Annotated in this window: 19 protein-coding genes; 12 read left to right on the top strand and 7 right to left on the bottom strand. The window is 38.3% G+C overall.

The features are described 5' to 3' along the window. Nucleotides 1-175 precede the first annotated feature (175 nt). A complete protein-coding gene (locus FHS59_RS21835) occupies nucleotides 176-2,692 on the top strand; it encodes a TonB-dependent receptor domain-containing protein (RefSeq protein WP_184498233.1) in 2,517 nt (838 codons plus the stop codon). A 151-nt stretch (nucleotides 2,693-2,843) separates the two neighbouring features. Here the strand turns inward: FHS59_RS21835 and FHS59_RS21830 are convergent, their stop codons facing one another. From FHS59_RS21830 to FHS59_RS21820, 3 genes are all read right to left on the bottom strand, one after another. After that, nucleotides 2,844-3,821, bottom strand: coding sequence for a pyruvate dehydrogenase complex E1 component subunit beta (locus tag FHS59_RS21830; protein ID WP_184498231.1), 978 nt, complete (start codon nucleotides 3,819-3,821; stop codon nucleotides 2,844-2,846). A gap of 82 nt (nucleotides 3,822-3,903) precedes the next feature. Then, nucleotides 3,904-5,274: an NAD-dependent succinate-semialdehyde dehydrogenase gene (locus FHS59_RS21825; protein ID WP_184498229.1), complete on the bottom strand. Its 1,371-nt coding sequence runs from the start codon at nucleotides 5,272-5,274 to the stop codon at nucleotides 3,904-3,906. Continuing rightward, complete coding sequence (locus FHS59_RS21820) at nucleotides 5,271-5,672, bottom strand: rhodanese-like domain-containing protein (protein ID WP_221444566.1); 402 nt, start codon at nucleotides 5,670-5,672, stop codon at nucleotides 5,271-5,273. The genes FHS59_RS21825 and FHS59_RS21820 overlap by 4 nt, the downstream gene beginning before the upstream one ends. Nucleotides 5,673-5,738: 66 nt before the next feature. Between FHS59_RS21820 and FHS59_RS21815 the strand changes: the two genes are divergently transcribed. Beyond that, nucleotides 5,739-6,242, top strand: a complete 504-nt coding sequence (locus tag FHS59_RS21815) for a metallophosphoesterase family protein (RefSeq protein WP_184498227.1) — start codon at nucleotides 5,739-5,741, stop codon at nucleotides 6,240-6,242. 46 nt (nucleotides 6,243-6,288) lie between these two features. Here FHS59_RS21815 and FHS59_RS21810 read toward each other — a convergent pair whose 3' ends face one another. Then, nucleotides 6,289-6,432 carry a hypothetical protein gene (locus FHS59_RS21810; RefSeq protein WP_184498225.1) on the bottom strand — a complete coding sequence of 48 codons (144 nt, stop codon included), beginning with the start codon at nucleotides 6,430-6,432 and terminating at the stop codon, nucleotides 6,289-6,291. Between the two features lie 163 nt (nucleotides 6,433-6,595). Between FHS59_RS21810 and hisS the strand changes: the two genes are divergently transcribed. Continuing rightward, nucleotides 6,596-7,963: a histidine--tRNA ligase gene (gene hisS / locus FHS59_RS21805; RefSeq protein WP_184498223.1), complete on the top strand. Its 1,368-nt coding sequence runs from the start codon at nucleotides 6,596-6,598 to the stop codon at nucleotides 7,961-7,963. Here hisS and FHS59_RS21800 read toward each other — a convergent pair. Further along, nucleotides 7,960-8,241, bottom strand: a complete 282-nt coding sequence (locus tag FHS59_RS21800; protein ID WP_184498221.1) for a hypothetical protein — start codon at nucleotides 8,239-8,241, stop codon at nucleotides 7,960-7,962. The two genes, hisS and FHS59_RS21800, sit on opposite strands and share 4 nt — an antisense overlap. A gap of 180 nt (nucleotides 8,242-8,421) precedes the next feature. Between FHS59_RS21800 and FHS59_RS21795 the strand changes: the two genes are divergently transcribed. Next, nucleotides 8,422-8,757 (top strand): YbaB/EbfC family nucleoid-associated protein, encoded by a 336-nt coding sequence (locus FHS59_RS21795; protein WP_184498219.1) that lies wholly within the window; start codon nucleotides 8,422-8,424, stop codon nucleotides 8,755-8,757. Between the two features lie 88 nt (nucleotides 8,758-8,845). Further along, complete coding sequence (locus tag FHS59_RS21790; protein WP_184498217.1) at nucleotides 8,846-9,841, top strand: glycosyltransferase family 2 protein; 996 nt, start codon at nucleotides 8,846-8,848, stop codon at nucleotides 9,839-9,841. Here FHS59_RS21790 and FHS59_RS21785 read toward each other — a convergent pair. Then, entirely contained in the window at nucleotides 9,838-10,056 is a 219-nt protein-coding gene (locus tag FHS59_RS21785) for a PspC domain-containing protein (RefSeq protein ID WP_184498215.1), read from the bottom strand. The genes FHS59_RS21790 and FHS59_RS21785 overlap by 4 nt on opposite strands. Before the next feature lie 158 nt (nucleotides 10,057-10,214). On the opposite strand from FHS59_RS21785, the gene FHS59_RS21780 reads away from it, so the two are divergent. The 4 genes from FHS59_RS21780 (at nucleotide 10,215) to FHS59_RS21765 (ending at nucleotide 21,069) form a co-directional block, all read left to right on the top strand. Next, nucleotides 10,215-11,894, top strand: a complete 1,680-nt coding sequence (locus FHS59_RS21780; protein WP_184498213.1) for a tetratricopeptide repeat protein — start codon at nucleotides 10,215-10,217, stop codon at nucleotides 11,892-11,894. 483 nt (nucleotides 11,895-12,377) lie between these two features. After that, entirely contained in the window at nucleotides 12,378-15,632 is a 3,255-nt protein-coding gene (locus FHS59_RS21775; RefSeq protein WP_184498211.1) for a SusC/RagA family TonB-linked outer membrane protein, read from the top strand. Between the two features lie 51 nt (nucleotides 15,633-15,683). After that, nucleotides 15,684-17,408, top strand: a complete 1,725-nt coding sequence (locus FHS59_RS21770) for a RagB/SusD family nutrient uptake outer membrane protein (protein ID WP_184498209.1) — start codon at nucleotides 15,684-15,686, stop codon at nucleotides 17,406-17,408. A 139-nt stretch (nucleotides 17,409-17,547) separates the two neighbouring features. After that, a complete protein-coding gene (locus tag FHS59_RS21765) occupies nucleotides 17,548-21,069 on the top strand; it encodes an FG-GAP-like repeat-containing protein (RefSeq protein ID WP_184498207.1) in 3,522 nt (1,173 codons plus the stop codon). A 1-nt stretch (nucleotide 21,070) separates the two neighbouring features. Here the strand turns inward: FHS59_RS21765 and FHS59_RS21760 are convergent, their stop codons facing one another. Further along, nucleotides 21,071-21,832, bottom strand: coding sequence for a creatininase family protein (locus FHS59_RS21760; RefSeq protein WP_184498205.1), 762 nt, complete (start codon nucleotides 21,830-21,832; stop codon nucleotides 21,071-21,073). Nucleotides 21,833-21,921: 89 nt separating this feature from the next. On the opposite strand from FHS59_RS21760, the gene FHS59_RS21755 reads away from it, so the two are divergent. The 3 genes from FHS59_RS21755 to FHS59_RS21745 are packed head-to-tail and all read left to right on the top strand — an operon-like array spanning nucleotide 21,922 to nucleotide 25,188. After that, on the top strand, nucleotides 21,922-22,899 hold the full coding sequence (locus FHS59_RS21755) for an isoaspartyl peptidase/L-asparaginase family protein (RefSeq protein ID WP_184498203.1): 978 nt from the start codon (nucleotides 21,922-21,924) through the stop codon (nucleotides 22,897-22,899). Between the two features lies 1 nt (nucleotide 22,900). Then, nucleotides 22,901-23,647, top strand: a complete 747-nt coding sequence (locus FHS59_RS21750) for a copper homeostasis protein CutC (RefSeq protein ID WP_184498201.1) — start codon at nucleotides 22,901-22,903, stop codon at nucleotides 23,645-23,647. Then, nucleotides 23,644-25,188 carry an FG-GAP repeat domain-containing protein gene (locus tag FHS59_RS21745; RefSeq protein WP_184498199.1) on the top strand — a complete coding sequence of 515 codons (1,545 nt, stop codon included), beginning with the start codon at nucleotides 23,644-23,646 and terminating at the stop codon, nucleotides 25,186-25,188. Before FHS59_RS21750 ends, FHS59_RS21745 begins: the two co-directional genes overlap by 4 nt. Nucleotides 25,189-25,222 lie beyond the last annotated feature (34 nt).

The raw sequence follows: 25,222 nt of genomic DNA, 5'->3' as shown, positions 1-25,222 counted from the left end.
AACCTGCTTTTGAGTGGATAAACCTGTTTATCGGTTATTCTATCAGTTTTATCCTCTGATTTGATGCTTTTGTCGACAAAACAGGCCTTGCCGTCTATTACACCACTTAAGTGTAAAACATACTCTGTTGTTTTGTGGTACATAACTGTGTAAAGCAACTCAGCAAAAAACTATCATGAAGAAATTATTGTACTTAACCTTGTTTTTTAGCCTTCTTACTTCGGTAAGCGTTTTTTCGCAAACGGCGGGTTCTGCCAAGAATTCCCCAGCTAGAATTATAGGTGTAGCAAAGGATCAAAATACAGGAGAGCCTGTTTCTTACGCAACCGCAGCTTTATATAAGGCAGGTTCCGAGGAGAATGTCGCTGGAGGCGTAGCTGATGGTGATGGTAAGTTTTTTATCACTGGCATGGAACCTGGAGAGTATACTCTTAAAATCAGCTTCCTTGGTTTTGAAACAAAATCTGTAGAAAATATTAAGGTTACTTCTCCAAATGGAGATGTGGACCTTGGAGATATTTTAATGGCTGATGAAGGTGTTGCTTTGGAAGAAGTAACTGTACAAGGTCAGCGTGAACTTATCGAAGAGCGTGTAGATAGAACTATCTATAAGGCTGAAAATGATAAGACAACAGCTGGTGGTGATGGTACAGATGTTTTGAGAAGAGTGCCAATGCTTTCTGTGGATTTGGATGGTAATGTGTCCATGAGAGGAAGTAGCAATATCACAGTATTGATTGATAACAGACCTTCTGCAATTGCAGCAAGTAGTATCACAGACGCTTTGAAACAAATTCCTGCGGACGAAATCAAAGCGGTAGAAGTAATTACTTCTCCATCAGCAAGATTTGATGCAGAAGGTACTTCTGGTGTAATTAACATCGTGACTAAAAAGAATAACCTTCAAGGTATGTCTGCAAACATCCGTACTGGAACAGGTTTGAGAGGTTCTGATTTCGGGGTGAATGCAAGTGCTAGAAAAGGTAAATTCGGATTTACACTTGGTGGCTTCGGTAGAGCTGGATACAATATCACAGGAGGGTTTGATAATACTCAATTGGTGACAAATCCTGATAACTCAATGTCAAAAATCGTTCAGTCAGCAGATACCAAAAGAAATCAATTGTTTGGTAGATATAACTTCGGTGTTGATTACGAAATCGATAAATATAACTTCTTGACTGGTGCAGTAAACTTTGGTATTAGAAACTCAAAAAATCAGCAGGACAATTTCTTGACTCAAAATTACCTTGACGGTGAGCTAGTGAGAAGTGCTTTGAGAGAGACTAATACTGTAGATAATTCTAATTCAGTTGATGTAAGCTTAAACTATACTAGAACTTTCGAGAAGAAAGGAAAAGAGATCAGTTTGTTGACTTTGTACTCTAGAGATAACAGAGAGAATTCATTTGTCAATACCTTATTCAATGAAGATTTCGCAACGATCGATTCAAGATTGAAAAATGATAACCCAAGCAAAAACGAGGAGTTTACAATCCAACTGGATTTCGTTGAGCCACTTGGTAAAGAAGGAAAATCAATTTTGGAATATGGTGCTAAGAACATCCTAAGAAAAGCAAAGTCTGATTTCGCGTATTTCCAAGCTGATGGTGCAAACGGAGATTATGTAGAAAGCGACAATCCTAATTTGACAAATGCATTCAATTACGACCAGAATGTAACAGCAGGTTATGTTTCATATACTACGACCTTATTCAAGAATTATACTTTGAAGCCAGGATTGAGATATGAATACACTACGATCAATGCTGATTTCAGAACTGAGTCTGCTGCTGAAATTCCATCTTATGGTACTTTGGTTCCTAGCTTGAACTTGAGTAGAAAACTAGGAAACGGAAACTTGATCAAGGCTGCTTATAACAGAAGAATTTCAAGACCATCTCTAAGATTCTTGAACCCTAACTTGGATGCTTCTAACCCTACTCAGATTTCTCAGGGTAACCCAGTATTGGATCCAGAATACACAGATAACTACGAGTTGGGATACAGTACTTATTTCAAAGAAACAATGTTGAATTTCACTACTTTCTTTAGAAATACTACAGGTTCTATCCAGTCAGTTAGAACTGTTCAAGATGATGGAGTAATCTTCACTACATTCGAAAACATCGGTGAAGAGAAAGCAGTCGGTGGTAGCATTTTTACCAATATCAATATCAGCAGCAAGTTCTCTTTAAACGGTAGCGTTGAAACATATTATTCAATGTTGAACAATGGATTGGGAACTTCCAACGAAGGTTTTGTAGTGAGTGGTAGAATGTTTGGTAACTATTCACTTCCTAAAGATTGGCAGATCCAGTTGTTTACTTTCGCTAGAGGTAGCAGAGTGCAATTGCAAGGTACATCAGGTGGTTTTTACATGTATGGATTGGGAATCAATAAGCAATTCAATGAGAAAAGAGGTAGCATCGGATTCGGTGCAGATAACTTCTTGACCAAAGAATTTAAAATGAGAAATGAAATTGTCACTCCTACAATTGTACAGAACAGTACAAACGTAATGAGAAACATGAACTTCAAAATCAACTTTAGCTACAGAATCGGTAAGCTAAGCATGGATCAAAGACAGAGAAGAAAGAAATCTGTGAATAACGATGATTTGAAGAGTGGTGGCGACGGTGGTGACATGAACCAAGGTGGTGCTACTGGTGGAATCAATAACAACAAATAAGAAATCAATATTGGAGCCTTTACTTAGAAGGCTCCAGTCTTTTGAATAAAAAATTGAGTAGACCTCAAAAGAACTATTATAGATAGATTGGGTAATAGTAATAAAAAAAACCGGCCTTTTTGAGGCCGGTTTTTTTTTGGTTTATATCAGCTTATTTATAGCTCACTTTTTTAATAGCATCTACTGTTCTCTTCACATTTGGAATCGTTACGTCGATGTAAGTTGGAGAATAACTCAAAGGAATATCCATAGAGTTAACTCTGATTACAGGAGAGTCAAGGAAATCAAATGCATATCTCTGGAAGTGATAAGTCAATTCAGAAGAGATTCCAGCTAAAGGATTAGCTTCTTCAACAATAACAACTCGATTTGTTTTCTTTACCGATTCCACACAAGTAGCGTAATCAATTGGTCTAACAGTTCTCAAGTCAATTACTTCACAGTCGATGCCTTCCTTAGCCATTTCTTCTGCTGCCTGAAGAGCCACTTTCATCATTTTACCAAATGAGATAACTGTGACATCTTTTCCTTTTCTTTTCACATCAGCTACTCCGATAGGAAGCAGGTATTCACCTTCAGGAACCTCACCTTTATCACCATACATCACTTCTGATTCCATGAAAATCACTGGATCTGGGTCACGAATGGCGGATTTTAATAGTCCTTTTGCATCATAAGGATTAGAAGGAACGATCACTTTCAAACCTGGAGTATTAGCAAACCAGTTTTCAAAATTGGAAGAGTGAGTTGCTCCTAATTGACCTGCGTTTCCAGTAGGGCCACGAAAAACAATTGGAACACTATAAGCTCCACCTGTCATCGCATACATTTTAGCCGCAGAGTTGATAATTTGATCAATCGCTACCAAAGAAAAGTTGAAGGTCATGAACTCAATGATCGGTTTTAGACCATTCATAGCAGCACCAACACCTAAACCGGCAAAGCCAAGTTCAGCAATTGGAGTATCGTAAACTCGCTCTGGACCAAACTCATCCAGCATTCCTTGTGATACTTTATAAGCACCATTATATTCAGCTACTTCTTCGCCCATCAAAAAAACGCTTTTGTCACGTCTCATTTCTTCAGACAAGGCCTCTCTCAGGGCTTCACGAAACTGTAATTCTCTCATTAGTTTAAGACAAAATTTGGATCGTAAAAATAGAAAGGAATTGGGCAATTGCAAAAATACACCCCCTGATTAATCTCCTTATTTAACCCAAAAACACAGTTTTGGTGTTTACAAATTCCAAAATCCCATATTTGCCTAGTTCCCGGCCAAATCCTGACTTTTTTATTCCTCCAAATGGGAGGTGTGGATTTGATGCGACCATGGCATTTAAAAAGACTGCGCCGCTTTCGATTTTTGCAGCCAACTCTTCTCCTTTTTTAAGATCCGAAGTCCATAATGAGCTTCCTAATCCAAATTCAGAATCATTGGCGAGTTGAATGGCTTCCTCTTCATCTTTTACTGAAAAAATGGTTGCTACTGGTCCAAATAATTCCTCTGAGTAGGCAGGTGAATCTTTGGGGATTTCCGTAATGATAGTTGGTTTGAATTCTGCAGAATCTTTGGAAGGTTTTTCTCCTCCTTGAATAATTTTTGCGCCAGCCTTTTTACTCTTTTCTACCTGCTCATATAATTCGCTTGCTAGATCAGCTCGTGCCATGCAGGCAAAATCAGAATTTTCATCTAATGGATCTCCTGATTTTAATTGATTGAGATTTTCTTGAAACAGATTGACGAACTCACCGTAAACAGCTTCCTCGATAATAAACCTCTTGGCTGCAATACAACTTTGGCCAAAGTTGATCATTCTAGCTTTGACGGCAGTTTCTGCAGCAGATTTGATGTCAGCATCTTTCAAAACGATGAAAGGGTCACTTCCCCCTAGTTCCAGTACAGACTTCTTAATATTTTTTGCAGCTTCAGAGGCTACGGAAGCTCCGGCTTTCTCACTTCCTGTCAAAGTGATTGCTTTAACTATTGGGTCTGAAATTATGGTGTTGGTGCTTTTTGTTTCAATCAATAAACTTTGAAAAACTCCCTCAGGAAAACCTGCCTTGGTGAAAACTTCCTCAATTGCTAAAGAGCACTGTGGGACATTTGATGCGTGTTTTAATAAGCCAGTGTTACCCGCCATTAAAGTAGGGGCAGCAAATCTGAAAACCTGCCAAAATGGGAAATTCCATGGCATCACTGCCAAAACTGTTCCGATAGGTTCGTGACTGATTTTAGCTTTTTTACCATCTGGCAGCTCTATTGGTTCATCGGCCAAGAAATTTTCTGCTCGCTCCGCATAATAATCACAAACCCATGCGCATTTTTCGATTTCAGCTAATGACTCTTTGATTACTTTGCCCATTTCCAAAGAAATGATTTTGGCGTATTTATTCTTTTCTGCTCTTAATTGCTCGCCTGCCTTACGCATGAGAACTGAGCGGTCTTTAAAAGACTGTTTCTTCCATTTGTCAAATGCTTTGCTGGAGGCTTTTAATTTCTCTTTTATTTCAGCCTCGCTTAAAGGGGTGTATGTTTTTAAAATTTCACCTGTAAAAGGGTTTACTGATTTTATCTGATTCATTTTTCTACTGGTTTACCTTCTGCAGTCCAGCTGGTCATGCCGCCATCCAATAATAAGATTTTCCCGAAGCCCAAAGCTTCCATTTCTACACTGGCTTTTTGCTGCCTTCCACCTGCTTTACAATACACTGCGTAAGTTTTGCTTTTATCTAAGTTTTCAATTTGCTTTTGAAAATCCTCTCCCATAAAATCAATTAAAACCGCATCCTTGATATGTCCTTCTGAATACTCTTCGGGCGTTCTCACATCGAGAATCACAAGATTATCATTGTCAGAGATTACTTGTTCCAATTCATCAGGAGAAACAGAAGAGATGCTTGAATCATTCGTTTGGCTGGAACATGCCATAATCCAAAAAAAAGAGAAAATAGAAAGACCGATTTTAATTTGAGTTTTCATGAGAATTTGTTTGAGATGAAACTTTTGAAGACCAACTTGAAAGAAATTTAACTTCTTTAAATATAAATGCCTACTAAGGTCGCTCTCATTTCTGATTCTCATAGTTACATTGATCACAAAACCCTTACCTATTTGCAGGATGTGGATGAAATATGGCATGCTGGAGATATAGGGGACGAAAAAGTAATGGAGAATCTCCCTTCAGGAAAGGTGATCAGAGCGGTTTTTGGGAATATCGATGATTTAAATGCCCAAAATAAATATCCTGAATGGCTAGAGTGGGAAGTTGACGAAGTAAAAGTGCTGATGACCCATATTGGGGGAAAACCGCCACGCTATGCCAAAGGAGTCAAATCAAAAATTAAGGAAGTTAAACCTCAGGTATTCATTTGTGGTCATTCTCATATCTGCAAAGTAGAGTACGATCCCGAATTAAAAACGCTATATATGAACCCAGGAGCTATCGGACAACAAGGATTCCATATCATGCGGACGCTTTTGCTATTCGATCTGGATCAAGGCCAGGTAAAAAATCTCAGAGTGGTGGAATTAGGGAAGAGAGGAAAATAAAAAAGGCGATCGTTAGATCGCCTTTTTCCCTGTATAACGAGGATAATTATTTGTTGAAAGACTTTTTCAATTCTTCTACGTCCACGTTCTTAATCACTGGCTTTGCGCTCAGTTGCTTGATTTTAATCACGCGAGTAGTCTGACTTAGTCTTTTTCTCTTCAACTTTCTTTTTAAAGTAGTAACTGCCATGGCCGTATATGTTTAATGTTTTTGTTTCGAAACGAAGCGCAAAATTAAGAAAACAAATCTTGTTAGCCTAGACTTATGAATAAATAAATTCGAATTGATTCCATATTAAAGGGCTCTTTAGCAATTTTTGAATAAATTTGAGGCTCAAATCACCTGATTAAGCATGCAAAAACCTGGTCTTCCAAAAGGAACAAGAGATTTTGGGCCGCTACAAATGGCTCGAAGAAATTTTATTCTAAACACGATTAAAGATACTTTTCAGTTATTTGGCTATCAGCAAATTGAGACTCCTGCGATGGAAAACCTCAATACATTGACTGGGAAATATGGGGATGAGGGAGATCAGTTACTTTTTAAAATATTGAATAGCGGGGATTTTCTAAAGAAAGTCAGTCCAGAGGATTTGTCTGCAGGAGCAAATGCTACGCTGCCAAAAGTTTCTGAAAAAGGATTACGATATGACTTGACGGTTCCATTTGCCCGCTTCGTGGTGATGAATAGAAATGAATTGACTTTTCCTTTTAAAAGATTCCAAATCCAGCCGGTATGGCGAGCTGATAGACCACAAAAAGGACGTTATCGTGAATTTTATCAGTGCGATGCCGATGTGGTCGGTACAGAAAGCCTGGTTTGTGAAGCAGAAATTATCTTGATGATCCGGGATGTTTTTTCGAAGCTTGGCTTGAAGGATTATTCGATCAAAGTCAACAATAGAAAGATTTTGACCGGAATATCGGAAGCAATAGGTGCTGCAGGAAAAGAAGGGCCGCTTTGTGTCGCAATTGATAAATTGGATAAAATCGGCTGGGAAAAAGTGAAAGAAGAACTGACAGAGCGTGATTTTTCTGCAGAGTCTGTAGAGAAGTTAGCTCCGTTGGTAAGCTTAAATACTGATTATAAAGGGAAGATCGAATTTCTAAAAGAGTTCTTGGCAGGAAGTGAAATAGGTCTGAAGGGCGTGGAAGAGTTTGAAGAGATGTTGACTATCCTTGGTCAAATGGGAGAGAACTTAGATTTTGTTGACTTTGATGTCATGCTCGCGAGAGGGCTTTCCTATTATACAGGGGCGATTTTTGAGGTGAAAGTAAATCATGTTTCTATTGGTTCTGTCAGCGGTGGAGGCCGTTATGATAACTTAACAGGAGTATTTGGTCTTTCTGGGGTTTCTGGAGTTGGATTCTCTTTTGGAGTGGACAGGCTATACGATGTGCTAGATGAATTGAATTTATTTCCTGAGGAAAGCTTAAAAGGAACCAAAATCTTATTGACACATTTTGATCAGAAAGGTTTTGATTATGCTTTGTCAATTCTGACGAAACTTAGAAAAGCTGGAATCAAAGCTGAAATATTTCCAGATGTTACAAAAGTGAAAAAGCAATTGGACTTCGCCTCTAAAAAAGGTATCCCATTTGTTGGGATTTGTGGAGATAATGAAATTCAAACTGAAAGTCTTGCTTTAAAAAACTTAGAAACAGGAAATCAGGAGATTTTAAAAATTGAAGAGGTGATTTCTTTTCTTCAAAACAATTAATCGATTTCAATAATCGAACAAATTGGTAAAGTAAGTCCTCCTTTTAAGGAGATGTAATCATTGCCAACAGCCCAGACAGTGGTATAGATTTGATAGATATGTCCGTCAGCTGTTTCAAAGGTCAAATGGACTTTTGTTTGGAGGAGGTTTCCAAGGGTTTGAGATCTGTAAAGTTTTGCCTGACGGATTTTCTGTGAATCAGTGTCAGGAAGCACCTCTTTTTTGCTGAAAAACAGCTGTGCAAGATGCTCTTTTTCAATGGTTTCAATTGGATTCATAGGAGGAAGGTTTGATTAAGTTTAAGACTTAATTTCGGAAGAAAAAGTTTTGGAATTGGGGAAGGATCAAAAAAAATATTGTGGTTCAGAAAAGAAAAAAACTTCTTTCTGTTCCTCCAAGTTTAATTGGGTAGCTAGAAGAGAGCTTTTAGAGAAAATTGAATAATAAATAACATACATATGTTTGATATCATGGGAATGATGGGCAAGGTAAAAGAGGCCCAAGCAAAAATTAAAGAAGCCCAAGCCAAATTGGTTCATTTGACTGCCGAAGGTGAATCTGGTGCAGGATTAGTGAAAGTGACTGTGAATGGAGACCGTAAAGTTCTTAAAGTGGAACTGGATGAATCTTTATTGACTCCAGCAGATAAAGAAATGCTAAGTGATTTAGTAGTGGCAGCAACTAATATTGCTATGGAAGCAATTGATGTAAAAATCAAATCTGCTATGAAATCTGCCACCGAAGGAGTTATGCCAAACATCCCTGGAATGGATCTAGGAAATATGTTTGGATGAGATTTTACGTGAAAGAATTGTCTAACAAAAGAATGGAGCACCATTCAAAGTTGTTTCATGGAAGCTTTGAATATTATAGCTTGATCAAATGAAACTCTGTGCAATTGTCATTCTCAATTATAATGGGGAAGGAATGCTTAAGAAATTCCTTCCTTCTGTTTTGGCTCACAGCCAATCGGATATCTGGGTAATTGACAATGCCAGTACTGACGATTCCCTCTCGTTGCTTTCAGAAAATTTCCCAAGCGTAAAAACGATCCTTTTAAAGGAGAATTTTGGCTATGCCGGTGGGTATAATTGGGGTTTATCCCAACTAGAAGGTCAATACCAATATTATATTTTATTGAATTCTGATGTGGAGGTAACTCCCGGTTGGGATGAAGGCCTTCTTCAAGAGGCTAGGCAAAAACTTGATTATGTCGCTTTTCAACCTAAAATTCTTTCTTATCAAAATCCGGCGCTATTTGATTATGCAGGAGCTGGAGGTGGATTTTTGGATTCACTTGGGTATCCTTATTGCAGAGGTAGGATTTGGGATAATGTGGAAGAGGACAAAGGACAATATGATGATTCTATTGAAGTAGATTGGGCTTCCGGAGCCTGTATGCTGGTGAAGGCGCAAGAATTTCACAGATTATCAGGATTTGACGCCCATTTCTTTGCGCACATGGAGGAAATCGATCTTTGCTGGAGGATGAGGAATGAGGGATTGAAGATAGGATATTGTGGTCGTGTAACTGTTTTTCACGTTGGCGGAGCTACCCTTCAACGCAGTAGCCCTAAAAAGCTGTTTTTGAATATTCGGAATAGTCTTTCTATGATTTATAAAAATGAGGGGAGATTCCTATTTATGTGGATTTTTGTCACAAAATTCTGCTTAGAAATGATGGCTAGTATTTCATTTTATTTAAAAGGCGAAAAAGAAAATGCTAAGGCAATTTGGAAAGGGTATAATGAATTTATTGCCAAAGAGAGTTTAAATAAGGATCAAGCAGGAAAAGGAATTGCGAAAGGAAATGGCCCAATAAATTTCCTGATTTTGCACACGGGAATTTTGAGAAAGAAAACCTTCCAGTCTCTTTAATCAAATAGAACTGGGTTATTACTTTTTCTGAAGTATTTCCTGATTTTCATCATCATGGCCATAGACACATAGATGATTACCGGCGAACCCATGGTGATAAACGAAGTGTAAATAAAAAATAATCTAATGCTATCGATCGGAAAATTTAATTTCTCTCCTAACCTGGAACAAACTCCAAAAGCTCTTTCTTCGAAGAATAATTTTAACCTTTCCATATTCATCTAGTGGTTTAGTGGTTTAAATTTAGAAAAAATGTTGATCCAAACTATAATGCATAATGTTTAATCGATTGTTTCTTAAAACAATATTAATTTTTTCATCAGCTCTAATTTTCTATTCTTGCGGATCAAGAATAGTGCCCGAAAGCAATTTTTTGGAGGAATCATCCATTCAGCCCGCCAAGCTTACCTACGTAAGAGATTCAATTTCATTTGAGGTGGAAGGAGAGGTGCCCATAATCTCTGCTTTGAGTCCTAAAAATCCAAAAATTGAAATTCAATTGAGAGGATCTAACATGGTTTTGGATTTGGGTGAGTTGAATCTCAATAAACTTGTGGGAAAATATGAATATAAGAAATCATTCAAACTAAAATATGAACCATGGATGGAAAGCTCCATGGTTGAGCTCTTGTTTTATCAAGGAAAAAATATTGGCAGTCCAACTGAAAAGAAGATTCTTGCAAAAGGTGTAATAACAACTCCTTTATTAGCTAAAGTTGGGAAAGTGAATCCAGATGAGCCTATTCCTCAAGTTGGACTTTTTATTCCAACGGGAAGTCTGAATAAAGACTTGTCCAGGTATGGGGAATTTTCATTGTTATTCTCTTCTGGTTCATCAAAAATCACTAATTCATCAGCTAACGAAAAAGTACTGGATTCACTTAAAAAATTCATACTAAAATACCCGTTGATTACTTCGATTAAAATAACTGGTACCCAATCACCAGAATCGGCAGAAGGTAAGAATAGTAAACTCGGTATGGATAGGGCAGAGGCAGCGGTGAAATATCTAACAGATTCCAATCTTCTCTTTTCAGATAGTTTATTGGAGGTTTCTTCCAGATGGAATGACTGGTTTGATTTTAGATTGCTACTAAGAGATTTTGAAAGTTTATCCACTCAAAGAAAGGATCAGTTTTATTCTATTTTATTAAATGGGCAAGATTATCAAACCCAGTCCATTGCATTGAGGAAAATAACGGGTTTCAATCAAGTTTCCCGAGACTTATTTCCTAAACTGCGAGCAGCAAAAATCGAAATTCAGGCCAAACCTTTATCTGGTTTAGATCAGCAGCAAACTGCAAAATTAAAGGCGGCATTGGAAGGTTCTGGGGTAAATTCAGGGCTCAGTCAACTGGAGTGGGCGATTGCAGGAGAATCTTCTCCAAGACTGGACGACAAAGAGGTGATCTATAGCAAGATGACAGAACTGTTTCGATCCGCTTTGCCTTACAATAATTTAGCGGTGGTCAAAATGCGACAAGCTCAAAGGACTTTAGATCCCAAAAAGCAGGCTGAATTTTGGGAAGAGGCAAATAGACTTTTAGATCAGGCAGCTAAAATTGAAAACAGTCCTTATGTTTTACATAATCAAGGTCAGATTTTGATTCTTCAGGATAAGACCTGGGATGCATATAAGAAATTATCGGATGCATCAGTCCTGACTAAAAATGAGGACTTCTTGAGGTTGAATGAAAGTTTGAGAGGAGCATTGGATATTATTAGAGGGGATTATAAATTGGCAACTTTGCGTTTTCAATATCAATATTCGACTTCGAAGGATTTTTTTAATAAAGGATTGGCTTATTTCATGAGTGGAGACTTTGCAAATGCCAGTCTTTCTTTTGAAGAGTCGGTCACAGCAGGACGGTCATATGGATATGGTTTTTATGGGCTTGCATTGATTGCAGCGGCCAGCGGACAGGAAGAAGTGGCTCTAATTCATTTAAAGCGCGCTATTGATAGTAGTGAGCTGCTTTATCAAAAGTCATTAATTGATCCAGAATTTGAAGAATTGAGACAAACTCAGGAGTTTTTCGAAATTTTTAAGTGAAAATTTTAAAAAAAAATCAATTTTCATTTTTCTAATAAAACGTATGCTTTTTTATAAACACAGAACGAATTAGGCTTAATAATTTCATCAAATACAATTTTTTGAGATAAAATTAAGTGATGCTTATTTTGAATAGGGTATTTATTTGGGAATTAGGCCAAATGCCAAATTTTATTTTTAGGGTTTGAATTTGAATTTTGTTTTAGAATCTTTAACATTGAAGATCAACTGAAACAATAAAACCCAAAAATATTGCCTATGACCTATCTTTTCTATTATTAGTGCCTACCCAAAGCATCACCCGATGCGCTCAAACCTAAGGGCTTAAACCCAATTGCAGGTATTTTACCACGGTATAACGCAAATTTCTGAATCCAATAATGGTAAATGAATAGGTGCGTTATTTTTGCGAACCTTCGCAATCGATTGCATTAACAATTGAAAAACAAGCATTTACAATTAATCTTGTTACCCAATCTATCTATGTTTATGAAAAATGTTTACAAAAGTCTAAGTGCTTTATTAATGCTCTTAGTTCTTTCCAGTGCGGCTGCTTTTGCACAGAAAACCGTAACTGGAACTGTTTTGGACGAGTATGATGTAGGACTTCCAGGAGTTTCTGTCCTAGTAAAAGGGACTACTACAGGTACTGCCACTGACATTGACGGGAAATTCTCCCTTAATGTACCTAATGACCAAGCTGTATTGGTCTTCTCTTTTATCGGTTACTCTGCTGTAGAGCAAGTAGTTGGTAATAGAAGTATTATTGATGTTAAATTGAGTCCAGATGAAACCACTCTTACTGAGTTGGTCGTAACTGGTTATACAATTGACAGCAGAAGGGAAACCACTGGTGCGATTGCCACTGTGGATCCTAAAGATTTGACCGTAATTCCTACTGGTAACGTGGAGCAGGCCCTGCAAGGACGTGTTTCTGGTGTGACAGTAATTACAAATGGTCAGCCTGGTACAACTTCCATTATTCGTGTTAGAGGTTTCGGTTCCTTCGGTGGAAATGAGCCTTTATATGTAGTTGATGGAGTTCCTGTTCAGTCTACTGACTTCTTGAATCCAGATGATATTGCATCTACAACAGTATTGAAAGATGCTGCTGCTGCTTCCATCTATGGTGCTAGAGCTTCTAACGGTGTAATTATTTATACTACTAAGAGAGGTCGTAAAGGCAACCAGAAATTGAGAGTTGATTACAATGGTATGTTTGGTGTGACTACTCCGGGTGATGGTTTGGATATGATGAATCCACAGGATTTTGCTAATACAACCTGGCTTGCTGAAACTAACCAAGCGATAATTGATGGTAGAGCTCCTAAATATGAGCATCCACAGTTTGGTACTGGTAGCACTCCAGTTCTTCCTTATTATATCAACGTAGGTGGTGCAGCTGGTGTAGCTGGTCCATTCTCCGCTGCTCAATTAGAAGAAGAAAGAGCTAAATACAATGTTGATAGAAATAAAGGTGGTGTTTATCAGGTAGTAAGAGCTGCTACAGGTGAAGGTACTGACTGGTACAGAGAGTTGACAAGAAATGCTCCTTTGACCCGTCATTCTATTGGATTGAACGGTGGATCTGAAACTAGCAGGTTCTTCATCGGTCTTGGATATCAAGATCAGGCAGGTATTATGAAATTCAACGACTTCAAAAGAATTTCTTTGAGAGCTAACTCTGAATTTGATGTTACTAAGAAATTTAGAATTGGTGAAAACTTCCAGGCTACTTACCGTCAAGTTTTAGGACAGACCGGTGGTAACGGAGGTAGAGGTGTATCAGCTGATGAAAATGACATTCTTCAGGCTTTCAGAATGCCTTCTATTATTCCTGTATATGATGAATTTGGTGGATATGCAGGTACTGCAGCAAGAGGTTTTAATAACCCAAGAAACCCAATCGCAAACAGAGATGGTTTAGAGAACAATAGAAACTTTAATGCTAATATCTTCGGTAACGTTTATGCTGAATATGACATTTTAGATGATTTGACTTTCAGAACTTCAATCGGTGGTCAGTATAATAATTATTACTACTGGAACTATTCAAGATTGCAGTACGAAAACTCTGAAAACAACTCTTCATTCGGTTATTCTGAAGGATCAGGATTTAATTTCCAGTGGGTATTTACTAATACTTTGAGCTGGAAAAAGACATTTGATAAGCATGCATTTGATGTGATCATCGGTCAGGAAGCATTGAATAATGGATCTGGAAGAAACATTGATGCTTCTGGTCAGAATCCATTCTCAACTGATATTGACTTTATCACAATTTCAAACCTTCCAGTTTCTTCTCGTCAAGTAAACTCAGGTCTATTTAGAGGTGTAAACTTTGCATCTTACTTCGGTAGATTAAACTATACATTCAACGACAAGTATCTATTCAGTGCTGTTGTGAGACGTGACGGTTCATCTGTATTCGGTGAAAATTCTAGATACGGTGTGTTCCCTGCATTCTCTGCAGCTTGGAGAATTTCTTCTGAATCTTTCTTGCAAAGCGCAACTTGGATTGACGAATTGAAAATCCGTGGTGGTTGGGGTCAAATGGGTAACTCTAACCCAGTTCCAGCTACTAACCAGTACTCTCTATTTGGTGGTGACGTAGGAGCTTCTTCTTATGACATCGGCGGTACAAACTCTTCAGCTCAAATTGGTTTTAGAAGGACTCGTATCGGTAACCCAAATACTCAGTGGGAAACTGCAGTGACTAAAAACATTGGTTTTGATGGTACTTTCTTCAACGGAAGAGTGGACGTCATCTTAGACTTATGGCAGAAAGATACAAAGGACTTGTTGTTCCAACTTCCTATTCCTCAGACAGCTGGTAGTAACGCAACTCCTCCTTTCATCAACATTGGTCAAATGAAAAATGCTGGTGTTGACTTATTGGTAGGTGTGAAAGGAAATCTTTCAAGTGCATTTACTTATGACTTGACAGTTACTGCTTCAACTTTGAAGAATGAGATTGTTGCTCTAGCTCCAGGTTTGGATGTAATTACTTCAATCAACCCAAGCTATAGAGGTATCCAGCCTATCAGAAACCAAGTAGGTCAGTCACTTTCTGCTTTCTTTGGTTATAAAGTAGAAGGATTGTTCAGAAATGCTGAAGATGTGGCTAATCACGCTATTCAGGATGGTGCTGCTCCAGGTCGTTTCAAATTCGAAGATTTGAACAATGACGGAGAAATCACTCCAGATGACAGAACTTTCATCGGTAGCCCAGTTCCTGATTTCACAGGTGGTGTAAACTTCACTTTAGGTTACAAAGGATTGGATTTGTCTGTTTACCTATATACTTCTATCGGAAACGAAATCTGGAATCAGTCTAGATGGTTTACTGACTTCTATCAGACATTTGAAGGCGCTGCAATTTCTGAGCGTTTGAAAGATGCCTGGACTCCTGAAAACTTAGATGCTGAGATCCCTGTTGTAGAGAAAACTGCAAACTTCTCGACTTCAAACGTGGGTAACTCATTCTATGTTGAAGATGGTTCTTACTTGAGATTACAAAACGTAACACTAGGTTACACGCTACCTGCTTCTTTGTTAGAAAGATGGAGATTGGAAAGAGTTAGAATGTTTGCTTCTGCAAACAACCTTTTCACAATAACTGGATATAGCGGTTTGGATCCTGCTGTAGGAGGAAATGCTGATACTACATTCGGTATTGACGTTGGTAACTATCCTGTTACTACAGGTTATACTTTCGGCTTGAATCTAAGCTTCTAAGTATCATATAAAGATAAATCGAGTTATAGAAACTATAATTGATTAAAAAAAATGAAGAATTATAAATTAAAAATCGGAGCACTTTTGTCCTCAGCAATCATGATGGTGGCAGTAAGCTGTAGCGATGATTTTCTAGATGTGCCGGCTACAGGCCAATTGGCGGAAGCTCAATTGACTACGCTTGCAGGTCTAGAGGCATCTTTGATTGCTGCTTATTCTCAGGTGAATGGTAGAGCGAATAGATTGGCATCTCCATCAAACTGGGTTTGGGGTAGTATCAGAGGGGGTGAAGCTAATAAAGGAACTGACCCTGGTGACTTTAGTACTATTAACCCAATCCAACGTTTTGAAGTGAATGCGGCTTCTGGAGATGTTGGTGCTAAGTGGAATGGTGCATATGAAGGTATCGCAAGATGTAACAACGTTTTAAGATTGATGTTGAATAGAGGAGAGGATGTAACAGATGCTGATGCTGCTGGAATCTCTGCTCAAGCTAGATTCTTAAGAGCACATTACTACTTCCAATTAAAAAGAGATTATGGTGATACTCCATACGTGGATGAAACCGTAGATTATGGCTCTGGTTTGGAAGAAGTAAGTAACAATCAGGATCTTTATCCATTTATCGAAGCTGATCTTCAGTATGCTGTTGAAAACTTACCTGCTACTCAATCTCAAGTAGGTAGAGTGAACTCTTGGGCAGCTAAGTCAATGCTTGCAAAAGTATATCTATACCAAGGTAAATTTTCTCAGGCGAAAGGTTTATTTGATGACATCATTGCAAATGGTGTGACAAGTAACGGATTGAAATATGGCTTGGTAGCGTATTATGATGATATGTTTAGAGGTGCTAATGATAACCATCAGGAATCTGTTTGGGCTTATCAAGCTGCTGCTAATACTGGTTCAGTAAACAATGCAAACCCTGAATTTGACTTGAACTTCCCATATAATGGTGGTCCAGGTGGATGTTGCGGTTTCTTCCAGCCAAGTTTCTCTTTTGTGAACGCATTTAGAACAGATGCTAATGGTCTTCCATACATCGATGGTTCATACAATGACGCTGGAAAGGCTGTAAAGTCTGATATGGGAATTCAAAGTGATGCAGCTTTTACTCCTGATGCAGGAAATCTTGATCCAAGATTGGATCACTCTGTAGGTAGAAGAGGTATTCCTTATTTGGATTGGCAAGACCATCCAGGTGCTGCTTGGATTAGAAACCAGCCAAATGGTGGACCATATGCTCCTAAGAAATATGTTTATCAAGTTGCTGAAATCGGATCTTATCAAGATGGATCTTCTTGGACTCCAGGTTACACTGGTATCAACTTCATGATCATCAGATTTGCAGATGTGCTATTGATGGCAGCTGAAGCAGAAATTGAAGCTGGTAGCCTTGAAAAAGCAAGAGAATATGTGAATATGGTAAGAACTAGAGCAATGAATTCTGAGCTTAAAAGAGACGATGGAACTGCTGCTGCTAATTATAAAGTAGGACTATATAACTCTGCTTGGACTGACGCTGCTACTGCTCGTAAAGCTGTTAGACTTGAGAGAATGCTTGAATTAGGTCAAGAAGGACATAGATTCTATGATTTAGTAAGATGGGATACAGTTCAAGAAGAACTTGACAGATATTTAGCTTACGATGGATCTATTCTAGTTGCTGCACTTGGTGGAGCTAAGTTTACCGATAAGCATAGATTTGTTCCGATCCCACAAGATCAAATTGACTTGGTTGGATCTGATGTTTTAATTCAAAATCCTGGTTTCTAATTAGGAATTGATTAAATATTAAAAGAGAAGGCCAAAAGCCTTCTCTTTTTGTTTTTTAGCCTATTTAAATAGTAAAATTCTTTTCTCTAATCTTTCAAAAGTGCTAATTTGAACCCTTCTATACCCAATTTAATTTACTATGAAATCCCAGTACCTTCTCTTTTGTGGAGCTTTGCTTTTTGCATTGACTTCTTGTCAAAAAGAGACAAAATTATTCGAATTAAAATCCCCAGAATCCACAGGAATTGACTTTGCAAATACCATCGTTGAAACCGATTCTTTCAATATTTTGACAGATGAGTATATTTTCAATGGAGGCGGGTTGGCAATAGCGGATTTTGACAATAATGGATTGCCTGACGTTTTCTTTACTGGTAACCAAGTCAGCAATAAACTCTATTTAAATCAAGGTAAATTTAAGTTTAAAGATGTCTCAGCTGAGGCAGGAATTGAGGCAGTAGTTAGATGGTGTACAGGTACTACAGCCGTGGATATCAATCAGGATGGCTTGATGGATATTTATGTGGCTGCAGCCATGATGAAGGGTGAGGGTGAAAGAGATAATTTGCTTTTTGTCAATCAAGGCGTGAATGCAGATGGAGTTGTAACATTTAAAGAAATGGCTGCGCAATACGGTATTGCTGATTCTGGAAATGGAATGGGTGCTGCATTTATTGACTATGACTTAGATGGTGATTTGGATTTATATGTTTTGAATAATGAGCAAAGCAAAGTAACTCCAAGTAATTACCGAGAGAAAATCACAGATGGTTCTGCGATTAATAATGATGCTTTTTATAGAAATAATGGAGATGGTACTTTTACCAATGTAACGGTAGAAACAGGAATAACCATTGAGGGATTTGGGTTGGGTTTGTTGATTGCTGACTTGAACAATGATGGATGGCCAGATATACATGTCAGCAATGATTATGTGACCAATGATATTCTTTATATCAACAATCAGGATGGTACTTTTAGTAATAAAATCGGTGAGAGTCTAAGGCATCAAAGCCAATTCTCAATGGGTTCTGATATTGCTGACTTTAACAATGACCAACTTCCGGATATTTTCACGCTGGATATGCTTGGCGAAGGTAATTATCGTAAAAAGACCACAATTGGGAATAACGCCTACCAAACTTATATCAACAATGAACAATGGGGTTATGAATATCAATATGTTAGAAACATGTTGCATATGAATAATGGCCCGGGTATACCTTTTAGTGAAGTTGGGATGATGGCTGGAGTTTATCAAACAGACTGGAGCTGGGCTCCTTTGTTCGGCGATGTCGACAATGATGGGATGAGAGATCTTTTGGTGACCAATGGTTTTCCAAGAGATATTACAGACAAAGATTTTGCTAATTATCGGGCAGATGTGGGAAGTGTTGCTACGATACGACAATTATTGGATTCAATTCCAATTGTAAAAATCCCGAATTATGCCTTTAGGAATTCTGGAAATCTCAGCTTTGAGGATTTCAGTTCTGATTGGGGATTGGATAAGCCTTCTTTTTCCAATGGAGCTGCTTTAGTCGACTTAGATCAGGATGGGGATTTGGATTACATCGTAAATAACATCAATGATCCAGCTTTTGTCTTTGAAAACACACTTTCTAATGGAAAATCCAAAGGAAGTTATCTAAGGTTAGATCTAAATGGGACCAAAGAAAATCCTAATGGACTTAGCGCAAAAGTAACTCTTCACCTGAGCAACGGCGAAAATTTATATCAAGAACAACAAATCGTGCGAGGGTATATGTCATCCATTGATCCTGTCATGCATTTTGGATTGGGAGAAGGTGTTACGGTAGAAAGTGTTTCGATAATTTGGCCTGATGGCAAAGAAAGTAAAATGGCCAATGTGGCTTCAAATCAGGTTTTGACAGTCAATTACTCAGAAGCAAAATCAGGGGCGAATAATAAAGCAATAATTGATTATCAGTTTGGTCCAAGATTATTTTCTGATGTGACGGAATCAAGTGGGTTGATTTATACTCACCAAGAGGATGATAAAATTGATTTTTATACCCAAAGAACGATTCCTCATAAGCTTTCCCAGTATGGGCCAAGCCTGGCAGTTGGAGATATAAATGGAGATGGGAATGAGGATTTGGTTGTAGGATCAGCAAGTGGGTATTTACCGACAGCTTTTCTTCAAAGCCCGGATGGGACTTTTTCCCAAAAGGATATTTTACAAGGTGAGAATCCAGCATTTGAGGAGATGGGGATATTGTTATTTGACATAGACAATGACAATGATTTAGACTTGTATTTGGTCAGTGGAAGTAATGAGTTTTTACCAGAATCTGCAGAATACACGGATCGGCTTTATTTAAATAATGGAGCAGGGGAATTTACATTGGATAAGAATTTTTCGGGAATAAAAGCAAGTGGATCGACAGTAAGAGGAGCCGATTTTGACGGTGACGGCTTCATGGATTTATTTGTAGGTGGTAGAACTCCAATGGCTAAATTTCCATTTCCTGATCAAAGTTTTATTCTCAAAAATCAGAACGGAATCCTTCAGGATGTGACAGATCAAATAGCACCAGGTTTGAAGGAAGTTGGTATGGTTACCGATGCATTATGGTCAGATGTCGACTTGGATGGTCAAGTTGATTTGGTGGTAGTGGGAGAACTAATGGAAGTAACTATTTTCAAAAATGATGGTGGCAAATTTGCAAAAATTGAACAGTCAGGCCTTGATACTTCTCTAGGTTGGTGGAATTCAATTGCTTCTGGTGATTTTGATCAGGATGGAGATGTGGACTTTATCGTTGGGAATTTGGGAGCAAATAATCCGCATAATCCGAGTGCTGAAAGACCAGTGAAAGTTTATGCCAAAGATTTTGATAAAAACGGAAGTGTAGACCCGGTAACTTTTGCTTATTACAAGGGGAAAGATGGAACCTACAATTCATTCCCAAGTCATTTCTGGGGAGATTTATATGGTCAAAGCACTTTGTTCAGAAGAAAATACGAGCGCTATAAGACCTATGCTCTAAGTACTGAGCAAGATTTGCTTACACAAGAAGAAAAGCAAGATGCTTTGATACTGACTGGAAATTATGATCAATCAGCATACATCGAGAACCTTGGTGGAGGTAAATTCTCAATTAAACCTTTGCCAAGAATAGCTCAGGTGGGACCTGTCAATGGTATTGTAGTTTCTGATTATGATCAGGACGGCTTTTTAGATGTAGCCTTGATCGGCAATGATTACGGAAATGAAATATTTATCGGAAAACTTGATGCCCATATTGGATTGATTTTGAAAGGAAATGGAGAGGGGAGTTTTGAACCGATGTCTGCAACAGAAAGCGGATTTATAGTGGCTGGAGACGGAAAAGCACTTGTTAAAATTGCTTCTTCTGAAGGAAACCCACTCTTAGTTGCTTCTCAAAATAGAGGGGAATTGAAAGCATTTCAAACCAAAAAATCTCCATCAAAAACCTTGAGCCTTGATAAAGATATCATGGCGGTGGTTTTAGATTTGGGAAATGGAAAAACCCAGCGTGTGGAAACAACTTTGGGTTCTGGGTTTTTGTCCCAATCCAGCCGAGAAGTTTTGATTCCTCAAAATGTAAAAGGAATCAAAACTATCAATTATAAGGGACAGGAAAACGAAATTAACCTGTCAGAACTAGACTGATTTATTTATAAAGATGGCCAGGTTTTGCTTGGCAGATTTCAACCATTAGATTAGCCACTTTGCTGGTAACATCTTCAAAATAAAGCCTTCCTTTCTCAGGGGAGGCTTTTTTTGGATTACCGATTCCTGTATCTTCTGTCACCTCTGACCATTTTCTTTCTGCCCAAGCCCATTTTTCCCGTAGGCCGGTTATTACTGATTTTTTTTCATCTCCATCTCCAGCTTCTTCCAGTGGAGTGACCAAATGTGGGTGAAGGTGCATGATTAGAGAAGTTTCCATTTCATCAGCATGATCTCCTTTCTCTTCAAAATATTTGTCTTTGTTCAAGGCCTGAAACCAGTTGCATGTGAAAAGTAACATGTCAGGAAAAGTTAGTCCCAGCTCGCGTAGCATGGTTTTAAAGTCATTGCCTCCATGGCTATTGACGATCAGTAGTTTTTTTAATCCTTGTCTGTCAAGTACAGTGATCAAATCCCTTAAAATTGCCATCTGAGTACTTGGATTTAGATTCATGTCTAAATAAATGTCAGATTGCCCGGTGTTTACTCCAAAAGGAATTGTAGGAAGTACAATTACTTTTGCACCTTTTTTCCAAGCTTTTTTGCCACTCTCTTCTGCCACGGCATCTGCTTCATAGACGTCAGTTCCATAAGGCATATGGTAATTATGAGCTTCAGTGGCACCCCAAGGTAAAACTGCAAGTTCAAATCGATCACTTTTTAGATTTTTCCAGTTTGCTTCTTTTAAAATATAAGGTCTCATTTTTAGGGGTTTTCGGAATCAATTGACAAATGGTTTATTTAATTAAAGGCAATTTTGATAATTTGAAGCCTCATTCGAAATTAATCCTTATGTCTGAAAGAAGAAAGTTTATTAAAAAGTCCCTTTTAGGATCTGCACTATTAGTCCCTGGAGTTTCTACCGCTTTTGCGGGTATTCAAAAAAATCAATTGATCGCTGAAAAGCCTTTGATTTTATCCACTTGGAATCATGGTTTGCCAGCGAATGCAGCAGCCATTGCGAAGCTAAAAGAGACAGGAAGTATTTTGGATGCAGTGGAAACTGGAGTGAAAGATACCGAGCTAGACCTTAGTAATTTATCAGTAGGACTTCAAGGTTTGCCAGATAGAGAAGGTATTACAACATTAGATGCTTCTATTATGACTGGAGATGGATCTTGTGGCTCAGTTGCTTTTGTAAGACAGGTAAAACACCCGATTTCTTTGGCTAGAGCTGTGATGGAAAAAACGCCTCATGTGATGCTTGCTGGTGAAGGTGCAAGACAATTTGCGATAGCGGAAGGATTTCCAATTGAAAAAGAGGAACTGAGCCCGAAAGCAAAAGAGGCTTATGAAAAGTGGAAAATCACTAGTAAATACAAGCCTGTCATCAATATTGAAAACCATGATACTATCGGAATGATAGGGATGGATAAAGACGGGAACCTAGCTGGAAGTTGTACTACCAGTGGGTTGGCTTATAAAATGCACGGAAGAGTAGGGGATAGTCCAATTATTGGGGCAGGTTTATACGTGGACAATGAAGTTGGAGCAGCTACCGCAACAGGACTAGGCGAGTCAATTATCAGGGTTTGTGGAAGCTTTTTGATTGTAGAATTGATGAGACAAGGCAGAAGCCCTCAAGAAGCTTGTGAAGAAGCAGTGAAAAGGTTGATCTCAAAAAATAAAAACATCAAAGATATACAGGCTGGATTTCTAGCAATGAATAAAGAAGGGCAAATTGGTGCTTATGCTGTTCACCCTGGATTTAATTTTGCTCAAGGGACACTGGGTTCTAATGTAATGGTGGATTCAAAAAGCCATTTCTAACATGCAACAAATCACTCTTGAAGCTCCGGTATTTAGTGTAGAAGCTGCATTGGAAGCAGCCGAATTTGGTGTGAACCGACTGGAGCTTTGCTCTAATTTTCCAGAAGGTGGTGAAACACCTTCTGCTGGAATGCTAAAGTTTTTAAAGTCTGAAATCGACATTCCGATTTTCGTTATGATTCGACCAAGGGGAGGTGATTTCGCTTATTCCCAAAAAGAGTTGATGGTGATGAAAAGAGATATCGAACTGCTAGGGGAAATAGGAGCTGATGGGTTTGTTTTTGGTCCTTTGGATTATGAAGGTAGAGTAAATGTAGAAGCTTGTGAGACATTGCTTAGAACAGCTTCAGGCAAGCCTTGCACCTTTCACAGGGCTTTTGATGCAGTTGAGGATTATTTTGATGCACTGGATAAAATCATGAGCCTGGGCTTTAAGCGAGTTTTGACATCTGGAGGAAAAAACACTGTTTCAGAAGGATCAGAGATGATATTAAGATTAATGGAAACAGCAAAAGATAGGATATCCATTATGCCAGGTGGAGGTACGAAACCTGAACATATTCGAATTTTTTCTGAGACTGGTTATTTGCAAGACATTCATGCTTCCTGTAAAATTTGGAAAACCAATCAAAACAAGTTTGTAAATCCAAATGTGTCTTTCTCGGATGATCCGGATGCATTTTTAAAACATCTCCGAGTAGATCAACAAACAGTAAATAATTTCATAGAGGCAATCGGAAACGTATGAGTTATTTTCGATTAATAGCCTTCATTTTCATTATTGGATTGTTTTCTTGTAATCCCATTTCCGAAAGAAAACAGCCTCCTCCGAGTCTTAACCAACTGGCCGCGGCGGATTTAAATCTAAATGGTGAACAACTGGCAAATGCTTACTGTGCGGCATGCCATGTCAAACCAGAGCCAGATTTACTGGACCAAGCAACTTGGGGTGAGAAAGTACTTCCAGAAATGAGAAAGCGAATGGGCTTGTTTCTGGATGAGGATTTCGGTACAACAATGCCTATTGACATGGATGTGCCAAAAGGGATTTATTCTGAATTTCCTTTGATCAAAAGAAAGGATTGGGAAAAATTAGAAGCGTATTATTTAGAAAATGCTCCTTCTAAACCTAACCCACAAGCTTCCAAGGCTAAAATTGAAATTGGGATTTCCGGGTTTGAATTGATTCGCCCAGAATATTCAGAAAATTATGCTGATTTGGTGACCATGTTACGTATTCATCCGCAGACAGGAGAATTATGGTTGGGGCACCGTTTTAAATCCTTATTCATTTTAGATCCAAAAAATGATTTTCAAGTAAAGGATTCCATTAGTACTGATACAGCTCCGATCGATCTTCATTGGAAAGGAAATAATGAATTCGAATTATTAACGATGGGCCTTATGGACCCTTCTAATGACTCTGTTGGGGTTCTTTCCACATTTAAGAAGTCTGATTCAGGTTGGGTCCCAAGTCCGTTGATAGGCGATCTAAAAAGGCCTGTCAATAATGAGTCATATGATTTCAATGGAGATGGAATTCCAGATCAAATCATAAGCGAGTTTGGAAATCATATAGGGGATTTGAGTCTCTTCCTCTCGAAATCCAATGGTTTTGAAAAGAAGGTTTTGAAAAATGCTCCCGGAGCTAGAAGAGTAGAAATAGATGATCTGGATGGCGATGGGGACATGGATATTTTGGCTTTGATGACTCAGGCAAATGAAGGTTTGTTTGCTTTTCTGAATGATGGTGAGGGTAATTTTAGAGAGAAAACCATTTTGAGATTTCAGCCAGCATTTGGCTCCAGTGATTTTAGATTTGAAGACATGAATGCCGATGGCAGAAAGGATTTGATAGTCGTCAATGGTGACAATGCTGATTTGTCACAGATTTTAAAAAATTACCATGGTGTGAGGGTTTTTACCAATCAGGATGATCTTGAATTCGAAGAGGAATGGTTCTATCCGATGTATGGCGCAAGTGGCTTAGAAGTAGGGGATTTTGACCAAGATGGAGATCAGGATTTATTTGTTTTGTCATTCTTTCCTGATGTAAACCAAAAGCCTAAACAGGATTTATTGTTTTTTAGGCAGGATAAAGAATTTCAGTTTTCCCCTTTTGCTCCAGAGCTGGGTTCGGATTCACATTGGTTGATCATGACAAAGGGTGATTTGGAGCTTGACGGAGACGAAGATCTGGTGGTTGGAGTTTTTGAATTTGATGATTTGTACTCAAAACCATCCGCTCCATGGTCACCAATTCTCATTTTGAAAAACACTTTGAAATAAAATTTTATAAATGAATTAATATTTGATATTATCT

Source organism: Algoriphagus iocasae (genome assembly GCF_014206875.1).
Classification (GTDB): Bacteria; Bacteroidota; Bacteroidia; order Cytophagales; family Cyclobacteriaceae; genus Algoriphagus; species Algoriphagus iocasae.
The sequence above is the reverse complement of the archived record's forward strand: the minus strand, read 5'-3'. Positions and strand labels throughout refer to the sequence as shown.